The organism is Citrobacter sp. B72, assembly GCF_016894305.1.
GTDB lineage: Bacteria > Pseudomonadota > Gammaproteobacteria > Enterobacterales > Enterobacteriaceae > Citrobacter > Citrobacter portucalensis.
The window spans coordinates 153,307-179,090 of record NZ_CP069801.1 but is presented as its reverse complement, the minus strand read 5'-3'; the positions used below and the strand labels follow the sequence as shown (position 1 = coordinate 179,090).

The 25,784-nt window shown below is 52.7% G+C and carries 23 protein-coding genes; 14 read left to right on the top strand and 9 right to left on the bottom strand.

Annotated features, from left to right (window positions below):
* Position 1: 1 nt before the first annotated feature.
* Together glyQ and JQN59_RS00825 are read right to left on the bottom strand one after the other, a co-directional pair.
* Positions 2 to 913 (bottom strand): glycine--tRNA ligase subunit alpha, encoded by a 912-nt coding sequence (gene glyQ / locus JQN59_RS00830; RefSeq protein WP_001168551.1) that lies wholly within the window; start codon positions 911 to 913, stop codon positions 2 to 4.
* Positions 914 to 1,008: 95 nt separating this feature from the next.
* On the bottom strand, positions 1,009 to 1,317 hold the full coding sequence (locus JQN59_RS00825) for a YsaB family lipoprotein (protein ID WP_020996059.1): 309 nt from the start codon (positions 1,315 to 1,317) through the stop codon (positions 1,009 to 1,011).
* Positions 1,318 to 1,489: 172 nt separating this feature from the next.
* On the opposite strand from JQN59_RS00825, the gene JQN59_RS00820 reads away from it, so the two are divergent.
* Complete coding sequence (locus tag JQN59_RS00820; RefSeq protein ID WP_128316450.1) at positions 1,490 to 2,485, top strand: acyltransferase; 996 nt, start codon at positions 1,490 to 1,492, stop codon at positions 2,483 to 2,485.
* On the opposite strand, the gene yiaB is transcribed toward JQN59_RS00820, so the two are convergent.
* The 3 genes from yiaB to xylA form a co-directional block, all read right to left on the bottom strand.
* The gene (yiaB, locus tag JQN59_RS00815) at positions 2,482 to 2,847 is read right to left on the bottom strand and encodes an inner membrane protein YiaB (RefSeq protein WP_048215326.1); all 366 of its coding nucleotides are present in this window, start codon (positions 2,845 to 2,847) and stop codon (positions 2,482 to 2,484) included. The two genes, JQN59_RS00820 and yiaB, sit on opposite strands and share 4 nt — an antisense overlap.
* A 167-nt stretch (positions 2,848 to 3,014) precedes the next feature.
* Entirely contained in the window at positions 3,015 to 4,469 is a 1,455-nt protein-coding gene (gene xylB / locus JQN59_RS00810; RefSeq protein ID WP_149607359.1) for a xylulokinase, read from the bottom strand.
* Between the two features lie 71 nt (positions 4,470 to 4,540).
* Positions 4,541 to 5,863: a xylose isomerase gene (gene xylA / locus JQN59_RS00805; RefSeq protein WP_003024252.1), complete on the bottom strand. Its 1,323-nt coding sequence runs from the start codon at positions 5,861 to 5,863 to the stop codon at positions 4,541 to 4,543.
* A gap of 361 nt (positions 5,864 to 6,224) precedes the next feature.
* Here xylA and xylR point away from each other — a divergent pair, with 361 nt between their 5' ends.
* A complete protein-coding gene (xylR, locus tag JQN59_RS00800) occupies positions 6,225 to 7,403 on the top strand; it encodes a D-xylose utilization transcriptional activator XylR (RefSeq protein ID WP_003827365.1) in 1,179 nt (392 codons plus the stop codon).
* 44 nt (positions 7,404 to 7,447) lie between these two features.
* On the opposite strand, the gene JQN59_RS00795 is transcribed toward xylR, so the two are convergent.
* The gene (locus JQN59_RS00795) at positions 7,448 to 8,272 is read right to left on the bottom strand and encodes a protein bax (RefSeq protein ID WP_008786441.1); all 825 of its coding nucleotides are present in this window, start codon (positions 8,270 to 8,272) and stop codon (positions 7,448 to 7,450) included.
* A gap of 316 nt (positions 8,273 to 8,588) precedes the next feature.
* On the opposite strand from JQN59_RS00795, the gene malS reads away from it, so the two are divergent.
* The gene (gene malS / locus JQN59_RS00790) at positions 8,589 to 10,619 is read left to right on the top strand and encodes an alpha-amylase (RefSeq protein WP_149607360.1); all 2,031 of its coding nucleotides are present in this window, start codon (positions 8,589 to 8,591) and stop codon (positions 10,617 to 10,619) included.
* 176 nt (positions 10,620 to 10,795) lie between these two features.
* Entirely contained in the window at positions 10,796 to 12,046 is a 1,251-nt protein-coding gene (gene avtA, locus JQN59_RS00785) for a valine--pyruvate transaminase (protein WP_003837697.1), read from the top strand.
* Between the two features lie 34 nt (positions 12,047 to 12,080).
* On the opposite strand, the gene JQN59_RS00780 is transcribed toward avtA, so the two are convergent.
* Together JQN59_RS00780 and yiaJ are read right to left on the bottom strand one after the other, a co-directional pair.
* Positions 12,081 to 12,554, bottom strand: coding sequence for a 4Fe-4S dicluster domain-containing protein (locus JQN59_RS00780; protein WP_048215323.1), 474 nt, complete (start codon positions 12,552 to 12,554; stop codon positions 12,081 to 12,083).
* 105 nt (positions 12,555 to 12,659) lie between these two features.
* Positions 12,660 to 13,475, bottom strand: a complete 816-nt coding sequence (gene yiaJ, locus JQN59_RS00775; protein WP_003827359.1) for an IclR family transcriptional regulator YiaJ — start codon at positions 13,473 to 13,475, stop codon at positions 12,660 to 12,662.
* Positions 13,476 to 13,692: 217 nt separating this feature from the next.
* Between yiaJ and yiaK the strand changes: the two genes are divergently transcribed.
* From yiaK to araD, 8 genes are all read left to right on the top strand, one after another.
* Positions 13,693 to 14,691 (top strand): 3-dehydro-L-gulonate 2-dehydrogenase, encoded by a 999-nt coding sequence (gene yiaK / locus JQN59_RS00770; RefSeq protein WP_003827358.1) that lies wholly within the window; start codon positions 13,693 to 13,695, stop codon positions 14,689 to 14,691.
* Positions 14,692 to 14,702: 11 nt separating this feature from the next.
* Positions 14,703 to 15,167, top strand: coding sequence for a YhcH/YjgK/YiaL family protein (locus JQN59_RS00765; RefSeq protein ID WP_103014694.1), 465 nt, complete (start codon positions 14,703 to 14,705; stop codon positions 15,165 to 15,167).
* 14 nt (positions 15,168 to 15,181) lie between these two features.
* Positions 15,182 to 16,114, top strand: a complete 933-nt coding sequence (locus tag JQN59_RS00760) for a DUF4862 family protein (RefSeq protein WP_149607361.1) — start codon at positions 15,182 to 15,184, stop codon at positions 16,112 to 16,114.
* 31 nt (positions 16,115 to 16,145) lie between these two features.
* Positions 16,146 to 17,465, top strand: coding sequence for an MFS transporter (locus JQN59_RS00755; RefSeq protein ID WP_003827355.1), 1,320 nt, complete (start codon positions 16,146 to 16,148; stop codon positions 17,463 to 17,465).
* Between the two features lie 87 nt (positions 17,466 to 17,552).
* Positions 17,553 to 19,055 (top strand): FGGY-family carbohydrate kinase, encoded by a 1,503-nt coding sequence (locus JQN59_RS00750; protein ID WP_149607362.1) that lies wholly within the window; start codon positions 17,553 to 17,555, stop codon positions 19,053 to 19,055.
* Positions 19,055 to 19,717: a 3-keto-L-gulonate-6-phosphate decarboxylase UlaD gene (ulaD, locus tag JQN59_RS00745; protein ID WP_048227376.1), complete on the top strand. Its 663-nt coding sequence runs from the start codon at positions 19,055 to 19,057 to the stop codon at positions 19,715 to 19,717. The genes JQN59_RS00750 and ulaD overlap by 1 nt, the downstream gene beginning before the upstream one ends.
* Entirely contained in the window at positions 19,710 to 20,570 is an 861-nt protein-coding gene (locus JQN59_RS00740) for an L-ribulose-5-phosphate 3-epimerase (protein ID WP_149607363.1), read from the top strand. The genes ulaD and JQN59_RS00740 overlap by 8 nt, the downstream gene beginning before the upstream one ends.
* Positions 20,564 to 21,262: an L-ribulose-5-phosphate 4-epimerase gene (gene araD, locus JQN59_RS00735; protein WP_103014689.1), complete on the top strand. Its 699-nt coding sequence runs from the start codon at positions 20,564 to 20,566 to the stop codon at positions 21,260 to 21,262. Before JQN59_RS00740 ends, araD begins: the two co-directional genes overlap by 7 nt.
* Before the next feature lie 77 nt (positions 21,263 to 21,339).
* Here araD and JQN59_RS00730 read toward each other — a convergent pair whose 3' ends face one another.
* Positions 21,340 to 22,155 (bottom strand): helix-turn-helix domain-containing protein, encoded by an 816-nt coding sequence (locus tag JQN59_RS00730; protein ID WP_003827350.1) that lies wholly within the window; start codon positions 22,153 to 22,155, stop codon positions 21,340 to 21,342.
* Between the two features lie 252 nt (positions 22,156 to 22,407).
* On the opposite strand from JQN59_RS00730, the gene JQN59_RS00725 reads away from it, so the two are divergent.
* Together JQN59_RS00725 and JQN59_RS00720 are read left to right on the top strand one after the other, a co-directional pair.
* The gene (locus JQN59_RS00725; RefSeq protein WP_008786444.1) at positions 22,408 to 23,808 is read left to right on the top strand and encodes an MFS transporter; all 1,401 of its coding nucleotides are present in this window, start codon (positions 22,408 to 22,410) and stop codon (positions 23,806 to 23,808) included.
* Between the two features lie 10 nt (positions 23,809 to 23,818).
* Positions 23,819 to 25,774: a glycoside hydrolase family 127 protein gene (locus tag JQN59_RS00720; protein ID WP_048215322.1), complete on the top strand. Its 1,956-nt coding sequence runs from the start codon at positions 23,819 to 23,821 to the stop codon at positions 25,772 to 25,774.
* Positions 25,775 to 25,784: the final 10 nt, after the last annotated feature.

Below are 25,784 nucleotides of genomic sequence, written 5' to 3'. Positions count from 1 at the left end.
CTTATTTGTCTTTGTTGCACATCGGGAAGCCAAGGGCTTCACGGGAAGCGTAGTAAGCTTCTGCCACTGCTTTGGTCAGGGTGCGAATACGCAGGATATAGCGCTGACGCTCAGTGACGGAGATGGCTTTACGCGCATCCAGCAGGTTGAAGCTATGGGCGGCTTTCAGAATGCGTTCATACGCAGGCAGCGGCAGCGGATTTTCCAGCGCCAGCAGCTGCTGCGCCTCTTTCTCGTACTGCTCGAAGCAGGTGAACAGGAAGTCCACGTCGGCGTATTCAAAGTTGTAGGTGGATTGCTCCACTTCGTTCTGATGGAACACGTCGCCGTAAGTGGTTTTACCCAGCGGGCCGTCGCTCCAGACCAGGTCGTAAACGCTGTCTACGCCCTGAATGTACATGGCCAGACGTTCCAGACCGTAAGTAATTTCCCCGGTTACTGGTTTACATTCCAGGCCACCAACCTGCTGGAAGTAGGTGAACTGCGTCACTTCCATGCCGTTCAGCCACACTTCCCAACCCAGACCCCAGGCACCCAGCGTCGGGTTTTCCCAGTTATCTTCCACGAAACGGATATCGTGAATGGTCGGGTCCATACCCAGTTCTTTCAGAGAACCCAGGTACAGCTCCTGAATGTTGTCCGGAGACGGCTTAATCACTACCTGGAACTGATAGTAGTGCTGTAAGCGGTTCGGGTTTTCGCCATAGCGGCCATCGGTCGGACGACGAGAAGGCTGCACATAAGCAGTCGCCATCGGCTCCGGCCCCAGCGCACGCAGGCAGGTCATTGGGTGAGATGTTCCCGCGCCGACTTCCATGTCCAATGGTTGAACGATGGTGCAGCCCTGGCGAGCCCAGTAATCCTGTAAGGTCAGGATCAAGCCCTGGAAGGTCCTGGTATCAAACTTTTGCATATTATTTCGTGCTGGATACGTGTGGATTTAAAGGAAGCGGTCAGTATACCCGCTGGCTGCAAGATATACAGTACGAAACGGGAAAAAGGGGGAACTTAGCGCATGGAAAGGTGCAAAAACTGCCCGTCTGCATCAAAAGAGCAGACAAAACTCTCTTTACGGAAGGTAGAACCACGCATCTCATAGCTGCCCTGGAATTGCTCCAGGCCGGAGATATCAATTTTCTGCGCGCCAGTGTTGTAGCGTTGCGCCGCCTCATTTTTGCACAATGACTCCATATCCAGCGAACGTGTGGCACTGACCTTAACCTTTTGCGCTTTCTGCGCAGGTGCAGACGATTGTGTGTCAGCGCACGCTACCAGCAAAAGGGCAGCGATCGCGGGAAAGAAATACTTCATCATCATTTTATTACCGCCTGGTTTGCTGGTCAGTCTTATTATTAGTGTCTGGAAACAGATCCTATTTTGAGAATCTCATCAGACCATCTCAAGCTTTAGCGTAAGAACTCGGATTATTCCAGTGAGCTACGTTCGCAAAATATCGGTCAGACTTTTTTTAATGGACACAGAGGAACTGATGCAGCCCAAAATTTTCTGGATTGATAACCTGCGCGGGATAGCCTGTTTAATGGTCGTGATGATCCACACCACAACCTGGTACATCACCAATGCGCAAAGCGTCAGCCCGTTGAATTGGGATCTGGCTAACGTGCTCAATTCAGCCTCTCGCGTCAGCGTTCCGCTGTTCTTTATGATTTCGGGCTATCTGTTCTTTGGTGAGCGTAGCGCCAAACCGCGCCATTTCCTGCGCATCGCGCTCTGCATTCTGTTTTACAGCAGCGTGGCGCTGGTCTATATCCTGCTGTTTACCTCGATCAACGCAGAGCTGTCGCTGAAGAACCTGCTGCAAAAGCCGGTGTTCTATCACCTGTGGTTTTTCTTCGCGATCGCCGTCATCTACCTGGTTTCTCCGCTGATACAGGTGAAAAATATCAGCGGCAAGATGCTACTGGCGCTCATGGTTGTGATTGGGGTGATTGCCAATCCCAACACCGTCTCGCAAAAAATCGGCGGTTTTGAGTGGCTCCCAGTCAACCTGTACATCAGTGGCGATACTTTCTATTACATCCTGTACGGCATGCTGGGCCGGGCGATTGGCATGATGGATACGCAAAAGCGTGCGCTCAGCTGGCTCTGTGCGGCGTTATTCATTACCGCAGTATTTATTATTTCTCGTGGCACATTGCATGAACTGCGCTGGCGAGGCAATTTTGCCGACACCTGGTACCTCTACTGCGGCCCAGCGGTATTTATTTGCGCCGCCTCGCTCCTGACGCTGGTCAAAAATACGCTCAGCGCACGTACTCTGCCGCTACTGGGCCTTATTTCTCGCCATTCATTGGGCATTTATGGCTTTCATGCGCTGATCATTCACGCACTACGTACCAACGGAATTGAACTCAAAAACTGGCCACCGCTGGATATACTATGGATTTTCAGCGCCACGCTGGCGGGTAGCCTGCTGTTGTCCATACTCTTGCAGCGTATCGATACGCGCAGGTTGGTGAGTTAAGACTCACCCTTTTGTTCATTCGGCCCTGGACGCAGGAGTAAAACTTGTCCGGCCAAACACACGAAGAATGCTGCCGGGTATAACCCTATTTCGAAGGGTGCCAACGGGGCATTCCACACCCCCACCAGCAACAGCCCTGCCGTGATGAGCGCCACCATCTGACATACGGAAGCGAAGCGTTCATCGTTTTGATTGAGATTTACTGCGCGCTGATAGGCATACGTTACGAACATCCCCGTCATCAGCGCCCCCAAAAAATACCCCTTGCCGCTCAATAACGGGCATGCGCGCCATAAACCGATACTGTAAGTCAGTATGCCTGAGAGGAATAATATCCATGGCAACAGCCTGGTTGTCTTCATTGGGATCTCCTTATCCATCATGGATACAATATGAATAACCCGCTAAAGACAACACAGAAAAAAGCGACTACACAGGACTTTCAGAATACATCCATACGTGTAACTTATTATTTTCGTGGATATATATATTCGGCAAATTCCCCCCTGCTAGCCAGAGGGGAAAGTGGTCAGGACATCAGCGGTTGTAATTGCTGATAGATACGACGGAAAGTTTCTCGACGCTGTTGATAACGAGCATGACGCTCCGCGTCAGGATAATGCGCCTGCTCCAGCGTAAGCTGAGGCAGTAACTCTGATAACGACGTTTGCAGATTCATGGCAACTTGCGCCAGGCGCGCCGCGCCGAGTGCAGGACCAACGTCACCGCCGGTACGGTAATCCAGCTGCAATCCGCTGATGTCAGATAGCATCTGACGCCAGTATTCACTACGCGCCCCACCGCCGATCAGCGTAATGCTGGCGGGCTGAACGCCACAGGCATGTACCACGTCCATACCGTCAGCCAGCGCAAACCCCACACCTTCCAGCACCGCCTGTGCCAGTTCTGCCGGACCATGCTGATGCGTCAGACCGAAAAATACGCCCTTGGCCTGCGGATTGTTATGCGGCGTACGCTCGCCGGACAAATAAGGTAAAAACCAGACTGGCTCCGCGTGTTCATCCGCCTGTTGCGCAGCGTCAATCAACGCAGGAACGCTCGCCAGTCCGGTTAATTTTGCCGCCCAGTCCAGACACGATGCCGCACTTAACATTACAGACATCAGATGCCATCGTTCAGGCAAAGCATGGCAAAAACTGTGAACCGCACTTTCCGGTTTGCTAAGGAAACCATCACTCACCGCAAAATAGACGCCGGATGTCCCCAGCGAAAGCATCGCCTGACCGGCATTCATCATGCCTACGCCAACCGCGCCCGCCGCGTTATCACCACCTCCGGCAACAACCGCAACCTCCTGCATTCCCCAGGCTTTAGCGACGTCTGGCAATAAGGTTCCGGTAATCTCGCTGCCTTCATAGAGCGCAGGCATATGTGCGCGAGCCAGTTTACAGGCAGCCAGCATGACATCGCTCCAGTCACGCTTCGCGACATCCAGCCACATTGTCCCTGCCGCATCAGACATATCGCTGGCAAAATCACCGGTCATGCGCAAACGCAGGTAATCTTTCGGCAGCAGGACTTTATCAATCTGGTTGAAAATCTCCGGCTCGTGGCGTTGCACCCACAGCAGTTTTGGCGCGGTAAAGCCAGGCATCATCAGGTTGCCAGTGATGGCTCGAGACTGCGGAACCTGACTCTCCAGCATCACGCACTCTTCAGCACAGCGACCGTCGTTCCATAAGATAGCCGGACGCAATACCTTCTGTTGTTCATCCAGTAGCGTCGCGCCGTGCATCTGCCCGGCAATCCCCAACGCTTTCACCTCGCGGAGTGAATGCTGCTGACCCAGTGCTTTTACCGCGCGATCCGTTGCCAGCCACCACTGCTCTGGGTCTTGTTCTGACCATAACGGGTGCGGGCGCGAGACGGTGAGTTTCTCCGTTTTTGAAGCCACCACATCGCCCTGCTCATTGAGCAGAATGGCCTTTACGCCTGATGTGCCAAGATCTATCCCGATATACATAAGGCATCGTTCCTTAAAGAAAGGCCCGGTAGCGCTAGCTGACCGGGCTTACGGACGTTCTCAGAGACCCGTTATTTGTCGAACAAATAATGGTTTACCAGATTTTCCAGCAATTCCTGATGACCGCTCTGGTGCACTGGCGCCAGATTGTGTTGTTCAGCGTACTGCGCAATTTCTGTCAGCGTCATCTGGCCTTTCAGAATTTGCTGGCCCAGCTCACCATTCCAACCGGCATAACGTTTAGCCACACGCTGATCCAGGCCACCGTCTTCAATCATACGGGCCGCAATTTTCAGCGACAGCGCCATGGTATCCATCGCGCCAATATGACCATAGAACAGATCGTATTTATCGGTACTCTGGCGACGTACTTTGGCATCAAAGTTCAGGCCGCCGGTAGTGAAGCCGCCCGCTTTCAGGATTTCGTACATCACCAAGGCATTCTCTTCTACGCTGTTCGGGAACTGGTCGGTATCCCAGCCCAGCTGTGCGTCGCCGCGGTTGGCATCGACAGAGCCAAACAGACCCAGCGCGATAGCGGTGGCGATTTCGTGATGGAACGAATGGCCTGCAAGCGTAGCGTGGTTGGCTTCGATATTCAGTTTGATCTCTTTTTCCAGACCGAACTGCTTGAGGAATCCGTACACGGTTGCCGCATCGTAGTCGTACTGGTGCTTGGTCGGTTCCTGCGGTTTCGGCTCGATAAGCAAAGTGCCCTGGAAACCGGTTTTGTGTTTGTGTTCCACGACTAATTGCATGAAACGACCAATCTGCTCACGTTCCTGACGCAGATCGGTATTCAGCAGTGTTTCATAACCTTCACGGCCGCCCCACAGAACGTAGTTTTCACCACCTAACTTGTGCGTGGCATCCATGGCCGTAACCACCTGCGTGGCGGCCCAGCTGAACACTTCTGGATCTGGGTTTGTGGCCGCACCCGCACCGTAGCGTGGGTTAGTGAAGCAGTTTGCTGTACCCCACAGCAGCTTCACGCCGCTCTGTTCCTGTTTTGCCGCCAGCACATCAACCATCTGCGCAAAGTTGTTTTTGTACTCTTTCAAAGACGCGCCTTCCGGCGAAACATCCACGTCATGGAAGCAGTAGTAAGGCACGTTCAGCTTGTGGAAAAACTCAAATGCCACATCCGCTTTGCGTTTCGCCAGTGCCAGAGCTTCACCAGGCTGCTGCCACGGACGATCGAAAGCGCCCATACCGAACATATCCGCCCCGTTCCAGCAGAAGGTATGCCAGTAGCAGGCCGCAAAACGCAGATGATCTTCCATGCGCTTGCCCAATACGATTTCGTCAGGGTTGTAATGGCGAAATGCGAGCGGGTTGGTGGATTGAGTGCCTTCGAAACGAACACGATCGAGTTGGTCAAAATAAGCCGGCATAATAAGCTCCATAATCAGGTAATACGGCAAGTAAACTGCGATATGGCTATACTGGAATTTCCTGATTTATTGCTCAATTACGTTATTTCACACCGCCATTAAGAGAATACCCAAACGTGCGCTGGCTCCCAAAAAAACGCGCTAAATAAAGAAATAAAAAAGCGATCGCGATCGAAGGTTAGTCATTAAACAAAAAACCGTAATGCGCAGATAAAAAATGACAATTGTCATCCCGCGACCAGTATGTAAATTTTGCGTAGCCTCAGGCAATCAGGAATTTTGTCACGCTTCATCAAGCAGTCGTACCTGCGGTTTTGCTAGTATCGACAGGCCCACGTTAACCTTTCCAGGACAGGTTCTTATGTTTGATAAACGTCACCGCATCACTCTGCTATTTAATGCCAATAAAGCCTACGACCGCCAGGTGGTAGAAGGTGTGGGTGAATATTTACAGGCATCGCAATCCGAGTGGGATATATTCATTGAGGAAGATTTCCGCGCCCGTATCGATAATATTAAAGACTGGTTAGGCGACGGCGTTATTGCTGATTATGACGATGATGATATTGCGCAATTACTTGCCGATGTTGAAGTTCCCATCATCGGCGTTGGAGGCTCCTACCATCTGGAGCAAGATTATCCACCGGTACATTACATCGCCACCGACAACCATGCGTTGGTAGAAAGCGCTTTCCTGCACCTGAAGGAAAAAGGGGTTAACCGCTTTGCATTCTATGGTCTGCCATCGTCAAGCGGCAAACGCTGGGCCGCGGAACGTGAATATGCGTTTTGCCAGTTGGTTGCCAAAGAGAAGTACCGCGGCGTTGTCTATCAGGGGCTGGAAACCGCACCGGAAAACTGGCAGCACGCGCAAAATCGTCTGGCGGACTGGCTACAAACACTACCGCCGCAAACCGGTATTATCGCCGTTACCGATGCACGGGCACGACACGTCCTGCAAGTTTGCGAACACCTGCATATTCCGGTTCCGGAAAAGCTGTGTGTGATTGGGATCGACAACGAAGAACTGACCCGCTATCTGTCGCGGGTGGCGCTTTCATCCGTGGCTCAGGGAGCCAGGCAGATGGGGTATCAGGCCGCTAAGCTCTTACATCGTTTACTGGCAAATGAAGAGCTGCCGCTGCAACGTACACTGGTTCCTCCGGTGCGCGTCATTGAACGCCGCTCAACCGACTATCGTTCATTAACCGATCCGGCGGTGATTCAGGCGATGCACTTTATCCGCAACCATGCCTGTAAAGGTATTAAGGTTGAACAAGTGCTGGATTCAGTGGGGATTTCTCGTTCGAATCTGGAGAAGCGTTTTAAAGAAGAAGTTGGAGAGACTATCCACGCCGTGATTCATGCCGAAAAGCTGGAAAAAGCGCGCAGCCTGTTGATATCTACCACGCTTTCAATCAACGAAATCTCACAGATGTGCGGCTATCCGTCTCTGCAATACTTTTATTCGGTCTTTAAGAAAGAGTATGACACGACGCCCAAAGAGTATCGCGATGTGAACAGCGAAGTGTTGCTGTGAGGATTATTGCCGGATGCGGCGAAGCCGCCATCCGGCACACAGAATTACATATGCGCGGCGATTAAACGCTGGTTATCCTGATACATTGCGAACAGATAGTTGTTGTAGCTCTGTCCTTTAGTGGAATAACCCTTCAGCTTATGAATCATCGCGGTAGCGGTGACTTCCTGATCGGCTTTACGCAGCTGCGCACGTGACTTACGGAATGAAGAGTAAGCCGGATGCGTGTTCAGGTTGATGACGTAAGCATTCACCGACTCTTTCACAGATTCAAACTGTGAGTAGCCTTTCACCTTACCCGGGGCATTGTTACAACGACCTTTGCCACATTTCATGCCAAACAGGTTGTTGTTGCTACGCGCCAGCTTCGACGTACCCCAGCCACTTTCAGCCGCAGCCATGGTTGCCACCATACTGGTCGGGATAATGTCTACGCGCTCAAGCAGCGTATTCCATGGGATTTTACGCGTGTTGCCAGACCAGCTCACCTTGTAGCGCTTCGCGATGTCTTTCATACGCGTACGCTCAGTCGGTGACCAGCGGTTCTGGTACTGTTTTGAAATCAGCCAGTTACGATCCGCCGTAATGGCAGCATTTTGACTGGTAATATAAGGCATAACCGTCCGGAGAAACGCTTTTTTCCTTGGTGTTCCGGAAGGGTATTTTCGCAAATCAGGAAGTGAACTACTCTTTGCACTATTGCGAGAATACTCTTGTTTACTGCTTACCTGTGTATTACTTGTCTTGATTACCTGGGGCTTGTGACTCGTTGTCGCCGTGTGTGTCTTTGCCAGCACCTCACCCGAAAATGCAACGGTGAGTAACATAAGAATCATTGCCCCATATCGTCGAATGGGAGTCAATATCATTAGGTCTCCTGGTCGGATTTATACATTCCAACACCTTATATTTTTCACAAAAATGAGAGATGAATCTCAAATCATATCAAAAATAGCCGTCAAGAGCACCCAAAGGAATAGTCCAATTCTGAAACTATGTCACGCATTAACGGTTCAGGGTGCTATTAATTCGAAGAAAATGTGGAGGTTATCGCAAAATAAGTTCATTTTTTGCGCGCGATCGCTCACCCTCACTTCTCCTCCTGGCGGAATCGACTCAAAGGAGGAGTTTCCGGCCTGATTTCACTGGCAAACTGGCGAAAATCGCAGCACCAAGGACAGCATTATGAAACTTGCCGCCGTTGCGCTGGCGCTCATGCCCGGCATTGCCATCGCCTCATCATGGACTTCTCAGGGACTCCCCATCTTCGAAGCGGAAGGTACGGGTAAATTCATCAGCCATGCAGCGTTGACGAAGGGTACGCGTCCTTTAATCCTAAATTTTGACCAACAGTGCTGGCAGCCTGCTGATGCGATAAAACTCAACCAGATGCTGTCGCTAAAACCGTGTGAAGGCGCCCCGCCGCAATGGCGCTTATTCAAAGACGGCGATTACACGCTGGAAGTGGATACCCGCTCCGGAACGCCAACGTTGATGCTCTCGGTAAAAAGCGCAGCAGACCCTGTCACGACCCAGATTCGCCAGTGCCCGAAATGGGATGGTTCGCCGTTAACACTAGATGTGAGCCAGACCTTTCCGGAAGGTGCCGTGGTGCGTGATTTCTACAGCCAGCAAACGGCAACGGTAAAAAATGGGTCGATTACCCTACAGCCTGCCGCAGCCAGTAACGGACTGTTGCTGCTGGAACGGGTGGAAACTGATGCCCCGGCCGCTTTCGACTGGCATAACGCTACGGTGTATTTCGTCCTGACGGATCGCTTTGTAAATGGTGACCCAAGCAACGACCACAGCTACGGGCGTCGCAACGACGGCATGCAGGAAATTGGTACTTTCCACGGGGGCGATTTGCGCGGTTTGGCCAGCAAACTCGACTATCTACAACAGTTAGGCATCAACGCCCTGTGGATCAGCGCGCCGTTTGAGCAAATTCACGGCTGGGTCGGCGGTGGCACCAAAGGTGATTTCCCCCATTATGCTTACCACGGCTATTACACTCAGGACTGGACCACCCTCGACGCGAATATGGGTAATGAAGCTGACCTGCGTGCGCTGGTTGACGGCGCGCACCAGCGCGGCATTCGCATCCTGTTTGATGTCGTCATGAATCATACCGGCTACGCCACGCTGGCGGATATGCAGGAGTATCAGTTTGGGGCCCTGTACTTGTCGGGCGATGAACTGAAAAACACGCTCGGTGAACGCTGGACGGACTGGAAGCCAGCCGCCGGGCAAAGCTGGCACAGCTTTAATGATTACATCAACTTCAGCGATAAAGCAGGCTGGGAAAAATGGTGGGGGAAAAACTGGATCCGCACCGATATTGGTGATTACGACAATCCGGGTTTTGACGACCAGACCATGTCGCTGGCTTTCCTGCCCGATCTGAAAACCGAATCCACCACGCCTTCCGGGCTGCCAAACTTTTATCTACACAAACCAGATACGCACGCTAAAGCTATTGCTGGTTACACGCCCCGAGATTATCTGACCCACTGGCTCAGCCAGTGGGTGCGTGATTACGGGATTGACGGGTTTCGGGTCGATACCGCCAAACACGTCGAACTTCCCGCCTGGCAGCAGTTAAAAACACAGGCCAGCGCGGCGCTGGTTGAATGGAAGAAAGCGAACCCGGATAAAGCGCTGGATGACAAACCTTTCTGGATGACCGGCGAGGCCTGGGGTCACGGCGTGATGCAAAGCGACTATTACCGTCACGGCTTTGATGCGATGATCAATTTCGACTATCAGGAGCAGGCGGCAAAGGCCGTCGATTGTCTGGCAAATATGGATGTCACCTGGCAACAAATGGCTGAAAAACTACAGGATTTCAACGTCCTGAGCTATCTTTCCTCGCACGATACGCGCCTGTTCCGCGAAGGTGGAGACAAAGCTGCCGAGCTATTGCTGCTGGCGCCAGGCGCGGTACAACTCTTTTACGGCGACGAATCGGCCCGGCCCTTTGGACCAACAGGTTCAGACCCATTGCAGGGTACGCGCTCAGAAATGAACTGGCCGGATGTGGCCGGGAAATCTGCCGCCAGCGTCACTCACTGGCAGCGCATCAGTCAGTTCCGGGCCAGACATCCCGCCATCGGTGCTGGTAAACAGACCACGCTGACATTGAAGCAGGGATACGGATTTATCCGCGAGCATGGCGACGATAAGGTGATGGTGGTGTGGGCCGGTCAGCCCTGATCCCAACAGGCTTCCCGCTGTGCATACAGCGGGAAACCCAACACAAAATAAAAAACCAGCCAGGCAAGCATCTGTAGCACAAAACATCAATCCAGCCCGTTCCCCCTGATTTGCACCCTGCCATAGGTAGCGCTATGGTTAGCCACTTTACTACTCAGTTCGACAGACCCCCTGCTATGACATTCTCACTTTTTGGCGACAAATTTACCCGCCATTCAGGCATCACCCGCCTGATGGAGGACCTCAACGACGGTTTACGCACCCCAGGCGCCATCATGCTCGGCGGTGGTAATCCGGCGCAAATTCCAGAGATGCAAAATTACTTCCAGTCTCTGCTGACAGATATGCTGGCAAACGGCAAAGCCACTGATGCGCTTTGTAATTATGACGGTCCGCAAGGGAAAACCGAGCTACTGTCTGAACTGGCGAAACTGCTACGTGAGAAGCAGGGTTGGGATATCGAGCCACAAAATATTGCACTGACAAATGGCAGTCAGAGCGCGTTTTTCTACTTATTCAATTTGTTCGCCGGACGCCGCGCTGACGGAACAACGCAAAAAGTGTTATTCCCGTTAGCGCCGGAATACATTGGCTATGCAGATTCCGGGCTAGAAGAAGATCTCTTCGTCTCAGCACGTCCGAACATTGAGCTGCTACCGGAAGGCCAGTTTAAGTATCACGTTGATTTTGAACACCTGCACATCGGTGAAGAGACAGGGATGATCTGCGTATCGCGCCCCACTAACCCGACAGGCAACGTGATCACCGACGACGAGCTGATGAAGCTGGACCGGCTGGCCAACCAGCATGGGATCCCGCTGGTGATTGATAACGCCTATGGCGTACCATTCCCAGGCATTATCTTTAGCGAAGCACGCCCGTTGTGGAACCCCAACATTGTGTTGTGCATGAGCCTTTCCAAGCTGGGTCTGCCAGGTTCCCGCTGCGGTATCATTATCGCGAATGAAAAAATCATCACTGCGATTACCAATATGAACGGCATCATCAGCCTTGCACCTGGCGGGATGGGACCGGCGATGATGTGCGAGATGATTAAACGTAACGATCTGCTGCGTCTGTCCGAAACGGTTATCAAGCCGTTTTACTATCAGCGCGTACAGGAGACGATTGCGATTATTCGCCGCTACTTGTCTGAAGATCGCTGCCTTATCCATAAACCTGAAGGCGCGATTTTCCTGTGGCTATGGTTCAAAGATTTACCGATCACCACAGAACTGTTGTATCAGCGCCTGAAAGCGCGCGGCGTACTGATGGTTCCTGGTGACTACTTCTTCCCGGGGCTGGATAAACCCTGGCCGCATACCCATCAGTGCATGCGGATGAACTACGTGCCAGAGCCGGAGAAAATCGAAGCTGGCGTGAAGATTCTGGCGGAAGAGATCGAACGCGCCTGGCTGGAAGGCTAACGCAAACCCGACCCAAGTGCGGGTCGGGCTCACTTCACAGCGGCTGTGAACGCAGGCGCTGTCGCTGAATGCTGACGGCATCAATACACTGCAACGCGCTGGTCGGGCAGGCCTCGACACACGCGGGCCCCGTCTCGCGATGCCAGCACAAATCGCATTTTATCGCCTGCACCCGCGACGAACGGGCAACGACATTCATTGCCCCAAACGGGCAGGCCAGCATACAGCTTTTACAACCAATACAACGTGCCTGTTCAACGAAGATATGCCCATGTTCACGACGAATGGCGTGAGTTGGACAAACATTCGCACAGGGAGCGTCTTCGCATTGATGGCAGGCGACCGCCGTGGTAAAGGCGTCGTCTTTGATGACCCGAATCCGCGGTATAAACGCAGAAGAAGAGACCGAAGCACAGTCCTGGTTTTGCTGATGCGCGACGACGCAGGCAACTTCGCAGGTACGACACCCAATACATTTTGCCGCATCCGCCATAATAAACGCGTTCATTGCCCCCTCCCTCTGCGTGAAAACCACAGAGTGCCAGAGAGACCGCCCCTGGCGCTTTGATCGGACAGGGGAAACGGTTAAATTTTGTCAGGTGCCTGAATAACCTTAATCGCGAACGGTAAAACCCAGCTCATTTGAAATCGCCTGCGCGGTTTCCCGTAGCGGCTTGAGTAGATTTTTTTCCCCTATCTGCTTAAGTCGCGAGGTAGATAGTGAAATTGACACCGCGTACGGCACCCGACCATGAATATCAAACACCGGCACGGCAATACAGGAAACGCCCAATTCGTTCTCTTCCCGATCCATCGCCATACTGCTTTCGCGGATCTGCGCCAATTCGTCGTACATCGCTGGTAAACCGGTAATGGTATTGCGGGTCAGCGGCTGAATAAGATCCTGATGGCTCTCCCAGTAAGATTTCACATAATCCGCATGCCCAAACGCCATGTAAATTTTACCCATCGCGGAGCAATACAGTGGCATATGTTGACCGATATAAGCGCGAGTACGCAGCATGCCCGTCGTCGGTTCCAGCTTATAAATCAGAATCGCGTGGTCATCTTCACGGCTGGAGAAGTTGATTGTTTCACCAGTAGCAATATTCAACGCTTCGAGGTGCGGCGCGGCAACATGGATGATATTCAGTGACGACAGTGCCTTCTGCCCAACGGCGATAAATTTGGTGGTCAGCCTATAGCTACCCGCAGCAGGTGCAGGCGTGACATATCCGCAGGACTGCAGCCCTTGCAGGAGTCGATGCACAGTACTTTTGTTCAGCCCGGCCAGTTCAGACAGATGGGCCAATGGGCACCCATTCGGATAGTTACTCAGAATCTCAATCAACATCAAACCACGGAACAGGCTCTGACTTCCGGCTGGCCTCTCTTTGTCTTGCGTCATTTCACTCTCTTTTGTGCCCATCGCTTCCGCTCCCCTTTTCGTCGCGCTCTGATGGTAGCGCAAAGTGTGTTTCAGTTCACGATCTGAACCGAAAAAACACAACTATTTGATTTTGATGATTTTAAAAAATAGACCACCCCGTTGATCTGTCAAAATTTGATCGCTATATTTGAAATCAGATTTCGCATAGTGAAATTTAGAGATAAAAAAGCGATCAAATTTAAACAAGGAAACAGGAATGAAAGTCACTTTTGAGCAGTTGAAAGATGCGTTCAATCGGGTACTGCTGGCACGCGGTATTGCCGTTGAAACCGCCGATGCCTGTGCCGAAATGTTTGCGCGCACTACCGAGTCCGGCGTTTATTCGCACGGTGTGAATCGTTTTCCTCGTTTTATTCAGCAATTGGATAACGGCGACATCATTCCTGAGGCCAAACCGCAACGCATTACCAGCCTGGGGGCGATTGAACAATGGGATGCTCAGCGTTCGATCGGCAATCTGACGGCGAAAAAGATGATGGACAGAGCCATTGAGCTGGCCTCCGATCACGGTATTGGCCTGGTCGCACTGCGTAACGCCAACCACTGGATGCGCGGCGGCAGCTATGGTTGGCAGGCGGCGGAGAAAGGTTACATCGGTATCTGCTGGACTAACTCGATTGCCGTCATGCCGCCGTGGGGTTCGAAAGAGTGCCGCATTGGCACTAACCCGCTGATCGTCGCGATCCCCTCATCGCCAATCACCATGGTTGATATGTCTATGTCGATGTTCTCCTACGGCATGCTGGAAGTGAATCGCCTGGCCGGTCGCGAACTGCCGGTAGACGGTGGCTTTGATGATGAAGGCAATCTCACCAAAGAGCCGGGCGTTATCGAAAAAAACCGCCGCATATTGCCAATGGGTTACTGGAAAGGTTCGGGTCTGTCGATTGTGCTGGATATGATTGCCACCCTGCTTTCTGATGGCTCTTCCGTTGCGGAAGTCACCCAGGATAACAGCGATGAATATGGCGTTTCACAGATATTTATCGCCATTGAAGTGGATAAGCTGATCGATGGCGCCACCCGTGATGCCAAGCTACAGCGGATTATGGATTTCATCACCACCGCCGAACGCGCAGATGAAAACACGCCTGTCCGTCTGCCGGGCCACGAGTTTACGAAGCTACTGGAAGAAAATCGCCGGAACGGTATCACCGTTGACGACAGCGTCTGGGCAAAAATTCAGGCCCTGTAAGGAGCAACACCATGATCTTCGGACATATTGCTCAACCTAACCCATGCCATTTGCCTGCTGCGATTGAAAGGGCGCTCGACTTTCTGCGCACCACAGATTTTCGCAAACTGGAGCCGGGCGTGGTGGAGATCGACGGTAAAAATATCTTCGCGCAAATTATTGATTTAACCACGCGTGACGTTGCCGAAAATCGTCCTGAGGTGCATCGCCGCTATCTGGATATTCAGTTTCTGGCCTGGGGTGAAGAGAAAATCGGGATCGCCATTGATACCGGGAATAACCAAATCAGTGAATCGCTATTAGAACAGCGCGATATTATTTTTTATCACGCCAGCGAACATGAATCTTTTATTGAAATGATTCCGGGAAGTTACGCCATATTTTTCCCGCAGGATGTTCATCGTCCAGCATGTCATAAAACTGTCGCCACACCGATCCGCAAAATAGTCGTGAAGGTTGCTATTTCAGTTTTATAAAAGGAGCACAAAAAATGAAAGCTAACACTACCGGTTATATTATCGGTGCGTACCCCTGTGCACCCTCATTTCACCAAAAGAGTGAAGAGGAAGAGAAGGAATTCTGGCGACAACTCTCCGATACCCCGGATATTCGCGGACTGGAGCAGCCCTGTCTTGAACATCTGCACCCGTTAGGCGACGAATGGTTATTACGCCATACGCCGGGCGACTGGCAAATCGTGGTCACGGCCATTATGGAAACCATGCGCCGTCGCGGTATTAATGGTGGTTTCGGGCTGGCCTCCAGCGATGAAGAACAGCGTAAAGCCAGCGTGGCGTATTACCGTCATCTGCAGCAGAAAATCAACCATATCAATGCGGCCAACGGCGGAAAAGTGATTGCACTGGAGTTGCATGCTGCTCCGCTGGCGGGCAACCCGAACGTCGCTCAGGCCACCGACGCGTTTGCTCGTTCGCTGAAAGAAATTACCCGCTGGGACTGGTCCTGCGATCTGGTGTTGGAACATTGCGATGCCATGACAGGCCCCGCGCCACGCAAAGGATTTTTACCGTTAGACAACGTGCTGGACGCGATAGCCGGATATGACATCAGCGTGTGCATTAACTGGGCGCGCTCGGCCATTGAAGGGCGGAGCCTCACCCTACCGCTGACCCACACGCAGCAGTCCAAACGGGCTGGAAAACTGGGCGCACTGATGTTTTCCGGTACCACGCTTGCGGGGGAATACGGCGAGTGGCAGGACTTACATGCACCGTTTGCCCCTTTCTGTCCAGAAGGTCTAATGACCACAGAGCATGCCCGCGAATTATTCGCCTGCGCAGGAGCAGATCCATTGCAATTTTCTGGCATTAAATTGCTGGAAATAAATGCCAGTGCAGATGTGAACCATCGTGTAGCGATATTGCGCGACGGTATCGCCGCATTAAATAAAGCAAAACTATAAAAATAAAATACTACTCTACGAGAATATTAATATGAACATGACCTCTCGCCCTACACTTCAAGACATACCCCGTCAGCGCTGGCTACGGATTATTCCACCTATTCTTATCGCCTGTATTATTTCTTATATGGACCGCGTCAATATCGCATTCGCGATGCCCGGCGGAATGGATGAAGAATTAGGTATTTCCGCCACCATGGCCGGTCTGGCCGGTGGTATTTTCTTTATCGGTTATCTGTTTTTACAGGTTCCCGGCGGAAAAATTGCCGTACACGGCAGCGGCAAGAAATTTATCGGCTGGTCGCTGGTTGCCTGGGCGGTTATTTCCGTTCTGACGGGATTAATCACGAATCAGTATCAACTGCTGGTTTTGCGTTTCTTACTCGGCGTTGCTGAAGGCGGCATGCTGCCGGTCGTGCTGACGATGATCAGTAACTGGTTCCCCGACGCCGAGCGCGGTCGCGCCAATGCGATTGTGATTATGTTTGTGCCGATTGCCGGGATCATTACCGCCCCGCTCTCGGGCTGGATCATCACCGTACTCGACTGGCGTTGGCTGTTTATCATTGAAGGCTTACTGTCTGTCGTCGTCCTGGTGCTGTGGGCCTATACCGTTTACGACCGTCCGCAGGAAGCACGCTGGATCTCTGAGGCGGAGAAAAATTACCTGGTAGAAACCCTGGCCGCCGAGCAAAAAGCCATTGCCGGAACAGAGGTCAAAAATGCCTCTCTGAGTGCGGTACTTTCCGATAAAACCATGTGGCAGCTAATCGCGCTGAACTTCTTCTATCAGACCGGGATTTACGGTTACACCCTGTGGCTGCCGACCATCCTCAAAGAGTTGACTCACAGCAGCATGGGACAGGTCGGCATGCTCGCCATTCTGCCATACGTCGGCGCAATTGCCGGGATGTTCCTGTTCTCTTCACTCTCTGACCGCACCGGTAAACGCAAGTTGTTCGTCTGCCTGCCGCTGATTGGCTTTGCCTTGTGCATGTTCCTCTCTGTGGCGCTGAAAAATAACGTCTGGCTGGCTTATGCCGCGCTGGTCGGCTGCGGATTCTTCCTGCAATCGGCTGCGGGCGTGTTCTGGACTATTCCAGCGCGTTTGTTCAGTGCGGAAATGGCCGGTGGCGCACGTGGGGTCATCAACGCTCTCGGCAACCTCGGTGGCTTCTGCGGCCCTTACGCGGTCGGCGTTCTCATCACCCTGTACAGCAAAGATGCGGGCGTTTATTGCCTGGCAATTTCACTGGCTCTGGCCGCGCTGATGGCCCTGTTGCTACCAGCAAAATGCGATGCAGGTGCCGCGCCGCTAAAGACGCTGAATCCACATAAACGTACAGCTTAAAACAATGCCCGGTGGCGCTTCGCTTACCGGGCAACCGTCGTAGGCCGGATAAGCGCAGCGCCATCCGGCAAAAATGAGATAACAAAGATGAGTAAGAAAGCGACCTTCTGGCTGGGTATTGATTGTGGCGGTACATATCTGAAAGCGGGTTTGTATGATGCCAAAGGTCATGAGCAGGGAATTAACCGGCAATCGCTGCAGACAATATCGCCATTTCCAGGTTACGCCGAACGCGATATGCACCAACTGTGGCAACAGTGCGTCGCGACCATCGCCGGGCTGTTAAAGCGCACAGGCGTGTGCGGTGAGCAAATCAAAGGCGTCGGTATATCCGCTCAGGGCAAAGGTCTGTTCCTTCTCGATAAACAAGATAAGCCGCTAGGCAATGCCATTCTCTCTTCTGACCGACGCGCGATGGAAATCGTTCAGCGCTGGCAGCAGGATGGGATACCTGAGCAGCTCTACCCGATCACCCGCCAGACATTGTGGACCGGGCATCCGGCATCGCTCCTGCGCTGGGTGAAAGAGAACGCCCCCCAGCGCTACGCGCAAATTGGTAGCGTCATGATGGGTCATGACTACCTGCGCTGGTGCTTAACCGGCGCCAAAGGCTGTGAAGAGAGCAATATCTCCGAGTCGAACCTCTACAACATGACCACGGGTCAGTACGACCCGAGGCTGACTCAGTGGCTGGGCATCAGTGAAATCGACAATGCCCTGCCCCCCATCGTTGGTTCAGCAGAAATATGCGGGGAAATCACCGCTCAGACAGCCGCCATAACCGGTCTGGCGGCGGGTACCCCCGTCGTCGGCGGACTGTTTGATGTGGTTTCCACCGCACTCTGCGCCGGTATCGAAGATGAACGCACCCTCAACGCGGTGATGGGTACCTGGGCCGTCACCAGCGGGATCGCTCACGGCCTGCGCGACCACGAGCCCCATCCCTATGTCTATGGTCGCTATGTAAATTACGGGCAGTACATCGTTCATGAAGCCAGCCCGACTTCTTCAGGCAATCTGGAATGGTTTACCGCCCAGTGGGGCGAACTCTCTTTTGATGAGATTAATCAGGCCGTTGCCAGCTTACCGAAAGCCGGTAGCGAGCTTTTGTTTCTGCCCTTTTTGTACGGCAGCAACGCCGGACTGGAGATGACCAGCGGCTTTTATGGCATGCAGGCTATACACACTCGCTCCCACTTATTACAGGCCATCTACGAAGGCGTGGTTTTCAGCCATATGACCCACCTGAACCGCATGCGCGAACGTTTTACGCAGGCACATACCCTGCGCGTTACTGGAGGTCCGGCCCACTCCGACATCTGGATGCAAATGCTGGCGGACGTCAGCGGTTTACGTATCGAATTGCCACAGATTGAAGAGACCGGCTGCTTTGGCGCTGCGCTCGCCGCCCGCGTAGGCACCGGCGTTTATCACAATTTCAGTGACGCGCAGCGCAGCTTACAGCACCCGGTTCGCACACTGCTGCCAGACGCTACGGCGCATGCGAGCTACCAGCGTAAATACCGCCAATACCAGAATTTAATTACCGCACTACAGGGCTATCACGCCCGCATTAAGGAGCACGAATGATGAGTCGACCATTACTGCAACTGGCGCTCGACCACACCAACCTGCAGGCGGCCCAACACGATGTCGCACTGCTACAAGAAAGCGTTGATATCGTTGAGGCAGGGACGATTCTCTGCTTAACCGAAGGCCTGGCTGCCGTGAAAGCGCTGCGTACCCAGTGTCCAAATAAAATCATCGTTGCCGACTGGAAAGTAGCCGATGCGGGCGAAACCCTCGCACAGCAAGCGTTTGGCGCTGGCGCTAATTGGATGACTATCATCTGCGCTGCCCCACTGGCGACGGTAGAGAAAGGCCATGGCGTCGCGCAGTCCTGCGGCGGCGAAATTCAGATGGAACTGTTCGGCAACTGGACGCTGGATGATGCCCGTGACTGGTATCGCGTTGGGGTTCGCCAGGCAATTTACCATCGTGGCCGCGATGCTCAGGCCAGCGGACAACAATGGGGAGAAGCTGATCTGGCGCGCATGAAAGCGCTTTCCGATATCGGTCTGGAGTTGTCGATTACCGGCGGGATTACGCCCGCCGACCTGCCACTGTTTCGCGATATCAACGTCAAAGCCTTTATCGCCGGACGCGCGCTGGCTGGGGCGCAAAACCCAACGCAGGTTGCCGCTGAATTCCATACGCAAATCGATGCTATCTGGGGAGCACAGTATGCGTAATCATCCGTTAGGTATCTATGAAAAAGCGCTGGCGAAAGACCTCTCCTGGCCGGAGCGTCTGGTGCTGGCGAAAAGCTGTGGTTTTGATTTCGTCGAGATGTCAGTGGATGAAACCGATGAACGTCTGTCGCGTCTTGAGTGGAGTCCTGCTCAGCGTACATCGCTGGTGAGCGCAATGTTAGAAACCGGCGTGGCAATCCCCTCAATGTGCCTGTCCGCCCACCGTCGGTTTCCCTTTGGCAGTCGCGATGAATCAGTCCGTGTTCGGGCACGCGACATCATGACCAAAGCCATTCGTCTGGCGCGCGATCTCGGTATTCGCACTATTCAACTGGCAGGTTACGACGTCTATTACGAGGAACATGACGCAGGTACGCAGCAGCGCTTTGCCGAAGGGCTGGCATGGGCAGTCGAGCAAGCCGCCGCCGCGCAGGTCATGCTGGCGGTAGAAATCATGGATACTGCTTTTATGAACTCAATTAGCAAGTGGAAAAAGTGGGATGAAATGCTGTCATCGCCGTGGTTCACCGTCTACCCGGATGTGGGCAACCTCAGCGCATGGGGTAATGACGTCACTGCCGAACTGACGCTGGGCATCGACCGTATCGCCGCTATCCATCTGAAAGACACACTGCCAGTAACCGAAACCCATCCGGGCCAGTTTCGCGATGTGCCCTTTGGCGAAGGGTGCGTGGACTTTGTTGGTATCTTCAAAACGCTGCATGAGCTGAACTATCGCGGGTCGTTTCTGATTGAAATGTGGACTGAAAAAGCAAAAGAGCCGGTACTGGAAATTATCCAGGCACGACGCTGGATAGAAGCACGTATGCAGGAAGGAGGATTTCCATGTTAGAACAACTGAAGGCCGAGGTGCTGGCGGCCAATCTGGCGCTTCCGGCTCATGGTTTAGTCACCTTTACCTGGGGTAACGTCAGCGCTGTGGATGAAACGCGTAAGCTGATGGTGATTAAGCCGTCCGGCGTGGAATATGACGTGATGACCGCCGACGATATGGTGGTGGTGGATATTGCCAGCGGCAACGTGGTTGAAGGCAGTAAAAAACCCTCCTCAGACACGCCAACCCATCTGGCGCTGTACCGCCGCTACAATGAGATCGGTGGGATCGTCCATACTCACTCACGCCACGCGACGATCTGGTCGCAGGCGGGTCTTGATCTCCCGGCATGGGGCACCACGCATGCCGATTATTTCTATGGTTCTATTCCGTGTACCCGGCTGATGACCGTTGAGGAAATCAATGGCGAATATGAATATCAAACCGGTGAAGTGATCATTCAGACCTTTGAGCAACGCGATCTCAATCCGCTGCAGGTTCCGGCAGTGTTAGTGCATTCACACGGTCCGTTTGCCTGGGGTAAAGATGCCGCAGATGCCGTACATAACGCAGTGGTACTCGAAGAATGCGCCTACATGGGGCTTTTCTCGCGCCAGTTAGCTCCGCAGTTGCCGGATATGCAGCCTGAGTTGCTGGATAAACACTATCTGCGTAAACACGGTGTGAATGCGTATTACGGGCAAAATTAACGTCCGGCGGCGCTGTGCTTGCACTGGTCTGTCATTTTGTAGGCCGGGTAAGCATAGCGCCACCCGGCGCTCCTCATTTACGCCGAATTAATATGCTCTTTGCAGTAGCGCCGTTTCCACGCCGCAGGCGTCAGGCTGGTATGCTTACGAAAGATTTTACGAAAGTAACCCACATCATTAAATCCACATTTAATCGCCACTTCGGTAAGTGACAGCGAGTCACTGATCAACAACTTTTCCGCTGCCCTTACCCGCTGGCGATGCAATGCTTCAGTTAGCGTCAGCCGGAAAGCGCTACGGAATACACGCCCCAGATAATCCGCATTGCAATGCAGCTCTTTCGCCAGAGTTGAAGCACTAATCGGCAGGTGGAACTGAGTGTGGATTATTTGTTGCGCTTTCCATGCCAGCGCATTACCGGGGCTATCTGCGGGTTGCTCGCTAGCCGCCGCGGAGATTTGCTGCAAAATCAGCAGTAGGATCAGTTCCAGCGCAACGCTGCGATGAATATTTTCCTGCTCGCGTAAGAACTGGCGAAACAGCGAAATAATATATTGTGGCTCGCTAACCCGCGCATGCTGAGGAATCGCAAGCAACGGTTCTGTAAGTGAAGCATCGTTTTCTGCTGTCACCTCAAAGTGTAGCCAGTAAAATTTCAAATCAGCCGGAAACTGTCCCACACCAATATGCGAACGCTGCGGCCATAACAGCAAACTTTCTCCAGCATTCACGCAAAAAACGGTCTGGCCTTCGCGAATCGTTAATGTCCCTTTTTCGACAAAGATGATTTCCCAGGATTGCAATTGCCGCGCCGGATGGCTTCCCACACCTCGGGAAATAAATAGCCCACCATTTTGCACTTTAATCGGAAGAGACATGGATAATTCGAGCATATATATTCAAATTCCCGCTTTTTGCATTATTCAAACCGCTCTTTATTATTGATTATTCACGATAAACTTGCTTTTCGCTGGATCGAAATCACATTTTTATAATGAAGTCGGAATTGTCATCTTTTTATACTTTTCTCTTCCCTTGTTGACCCAAACATTTCGTGCAGAATAAATAACGTACTTTGCAAATTACAAACAAATAACCCGCAACGTAGCGGGATACTTTCTGAACATCCTCTCCGGGAGTTATTTATGACTTCGGCTCCGATTACGACATCTGATTTGGCACAGCGTGCCCAGGACGACAAATTATCCCTGCGTGAAAAAATAGGTTATGGGTTAGGCGATGCAGGCGGGACGGTAATTACCTGTCTGATCATGAACTTCCTGACATTTTTCTACACCGATGTCTTCGGGTTAACGCCCGCGCTGGTCGGCACATTGTTTATTGCCCTGCGCGTATTTGATGCCATTTCCGATCCGATAATGGGCATACTTGCCGACCGCACGCAAAGCCGCTGGGGGCGTTTTCGCCCATGGCAGCTGTGGGTGGCAATTCCCATTGGCATCATTGGCGTACTCACGTTTACCGTCCCTGACGCCAGCATGAGCGTAAAAATCGCCTGGGCATTCGGCACCTATCTACTGCTCTCTGTCGGCTATACCGCCATCAACGTACCGTATTGTGCGCTGATCAACACCATGACGACCCGCCATAACGAGGTGATCGCCTGTCAGTCCTGGCGCTTTGTGCTGTGCGGCGTGGCGGGATTCCTTGTCTCCGTTGGTCTGCCGTGGATGGTGGATATTCTGGGTCAGGGCAATGCCGCGCAGGGTTATCAGTTCGGCGTGGGCATCCTGTGCGCCATCGCTGTGGTGATGTTCCTGTGCTGCTTCTTCTGGGTTCGCGAGCGTGTGCCGCTGGCGATGATGGGGAAATTTACCCTGCGTGAACACATTGGTGGGCTACGCAAAAATGACCAGTTGCTGCTGATGCTGGTGATGTCTTTCCTGCTGATTAACGTCTTCAATATTCGTGGCGGCGGGTACATGTATTTCATTACCTACGTGCTGGAAGGCAGTACAGCTTACACGTCGCTGTTTTTCACCATGGTGACCTTTGCGTCCATCATCGGTTCAGTGGTTGTCAGCCCGCTGACCCGCCGTATAGATACCGTCAAACTCTATTACTACACCAACCTGGTGCTGGCAGCCCTGGCAGTGATGATGTGGTTCCTGCCGACCGGTCCGGCTTATCAAACATTATGGCTGGCGGTTATTCTCGGCAACGGCATTATTCTGGGCTTTACGCTGCCTCTGCACTTCTCGCTGATGGCCTTTGCCGACGATTACGGCGAGTGGAAAACCGGCGTGCGTTCTTCCGGCATGAATTTCGCCTTCAACCTGTTTTTCATCAAGCTGGCCTGGGCCTCAAGTGCGGGGATCATCAGCCTGTTATTTATTTTTGTCGCCTATCAGCCAGGCGCTGGTAACCAAACCGCCAGTTCGCTGCAAGGAATTACCGCGATGGAGACGCTACTTCCCGCACTGTTCCACCTGCTGTTGGCGCTGTCTATCCGCATCTGCAAACTCAATAATCCGATGATGTCGCGCATTGCCACCGATCTGCGTCAGCGTCATGTACAGCCTTAAGGAGCACGAAATGAACGTACTGGAAGTCGACCTGCATAAGCTCACCGTCAGCGATCCGTTCCTCGGACAATATCAGCAGTTGGTGCGTGACGTAGTGATCCCCTACCAGTGGGATGCACTGAATGACCGCATTGCAGAGGCGGAACCAAGTCATGCGATAGAGAACTTTCGTATCGCCGCAGGACTGCAGGATGGCGAATTTTACGGCATGGTTTTTCAGGATAGCGACGTAGCGAAATGGCTGGAGGCAGTCGCCTGGTCCCTGTGCCAGAAACCTGATGCGGAACTTGAGAAAACCGCAGATGAGGTCATCGAGTTGGTGGCCGCTGCGCAGTGTGAAGACGGCTATCTCAATACATACTTTACAGTGAAAGCCCCGGATGAACGCTGGACTAACCTCGCCGAGTGTCATGAGTTGTACTGTGCAGGTCATTTGATCGAAGCAGGTGTCGCGTTCTTTCAGGCGACGGGAAAACGTCGTCTTTTAGATGTCGTGTGCCGTCTGGCAGACCACATCGACAACATTTTCGGGCTCGGAGAGAATCAACTGCGCGGCTATCCGGGACACCCGGAAATTGAGCTGGCGTTAATGCGCTTATACGAAGTGACCCAGCAACCACGCTATATGGCGCTGGTAAATTACTTTGTGGAACAGCGCGGCGCGCAACCCCATTTCTATGACGAAGAGTACGAAAAGCGCGGCCAAACCTCTTACTGGCATACTTACGGCCCGGCATGGATGGTGAAGGATAAACCCTATAGCCAGGCTCATCAGCCCATTTCAGAACAGCAAACGGCGATCGGTCATGCAGTGCGTTTTGTTTATCTGATGACCGGCGTGGCGCATCTGGCACGCTTGAGTCAGGATGAAGGCAAACGTCAGGATTGCCTGCGTCTGTGGAAAAACATGGCCCAGCGTCAGTTGTACATTACCGGCGGGATCGGTTCACAAAGCAGCGGCGAGGCGTTTAGCAGCGATTACGATCTGCCTAACGACTCCGTGTATGCGGAAAGCTGCGCCTCAATCGGTCTAATGATGTTCGCCCGCAGAATGCTGGAGATGGAGGCAGACAGCCAGTATGCCGACGTGATGGAGCGCGCCCTGTATAACACTGTATTGGGCGGGATGGCACTCGATGGCAAGCACTTCTTCTATGTGAACCCGTTGGAAGTACATCCTAACTCATTAAAATTCAATCATATTTATGATCACGTGAAACCCGTTCGTCAGCGCTGGTTTGGCTGCGCCTGTTGCCCGCCGAATATCGCCCGCGTACTCACCTCTATTGGTCATTACATCTACACACCACGTCAGGACGCGCTATATATCAATATGTACGTGGGCAATAGCATGGAAGTCCCGGTGGCGGATGGCTCGCTCAAGCTGCGCATTAGCGGGGATTATCCATGGCATGAGCAGGTGAAAATCGCCATCGAATCACCGCAGTCGATATATCACACCCTGGCCCTGCGCCTGCCAGACTGGTGCACCGCGCCGCAGGTTTTACTGAATGGTCAGCCAGTTGAGCAGGATATTCGTAAAGGCTATTTGCACATCAGCCGAACCTGGCAGGAAGGCGATACGCTCAGTCTGACCCTGCCAATGCCGGTGCGTCGGGTATACGGAAATCCATTAGTGCGTCATGTTGCCGGTAAGGTCGCCATTCAGCGTGGACCGCTGGTGTATTGCCTGGAGCAGGCCGATAACGGTGAGGAATTGCATAACCTGTGGTTGCCAAAAGAGAGTGAGTTCAGAGTATTCGAGGGTAAGGGATTGTTCAGCCATAAAATGTTAATTCAGGCTGAAGGCTTGAAGCAAAGTAATGCCGATGCAGCACAACAATCGTTGTGGCACTACGATGTTTCCCCAGCTTCGCGCCAGGCGCATACATTGACGTTTATTCCGTGGTTTAGCTGGGCGAACCGTGGTGAAGGCGAAATGCGTATCTGGATAAACGAGCAGTAATAATAAGGCG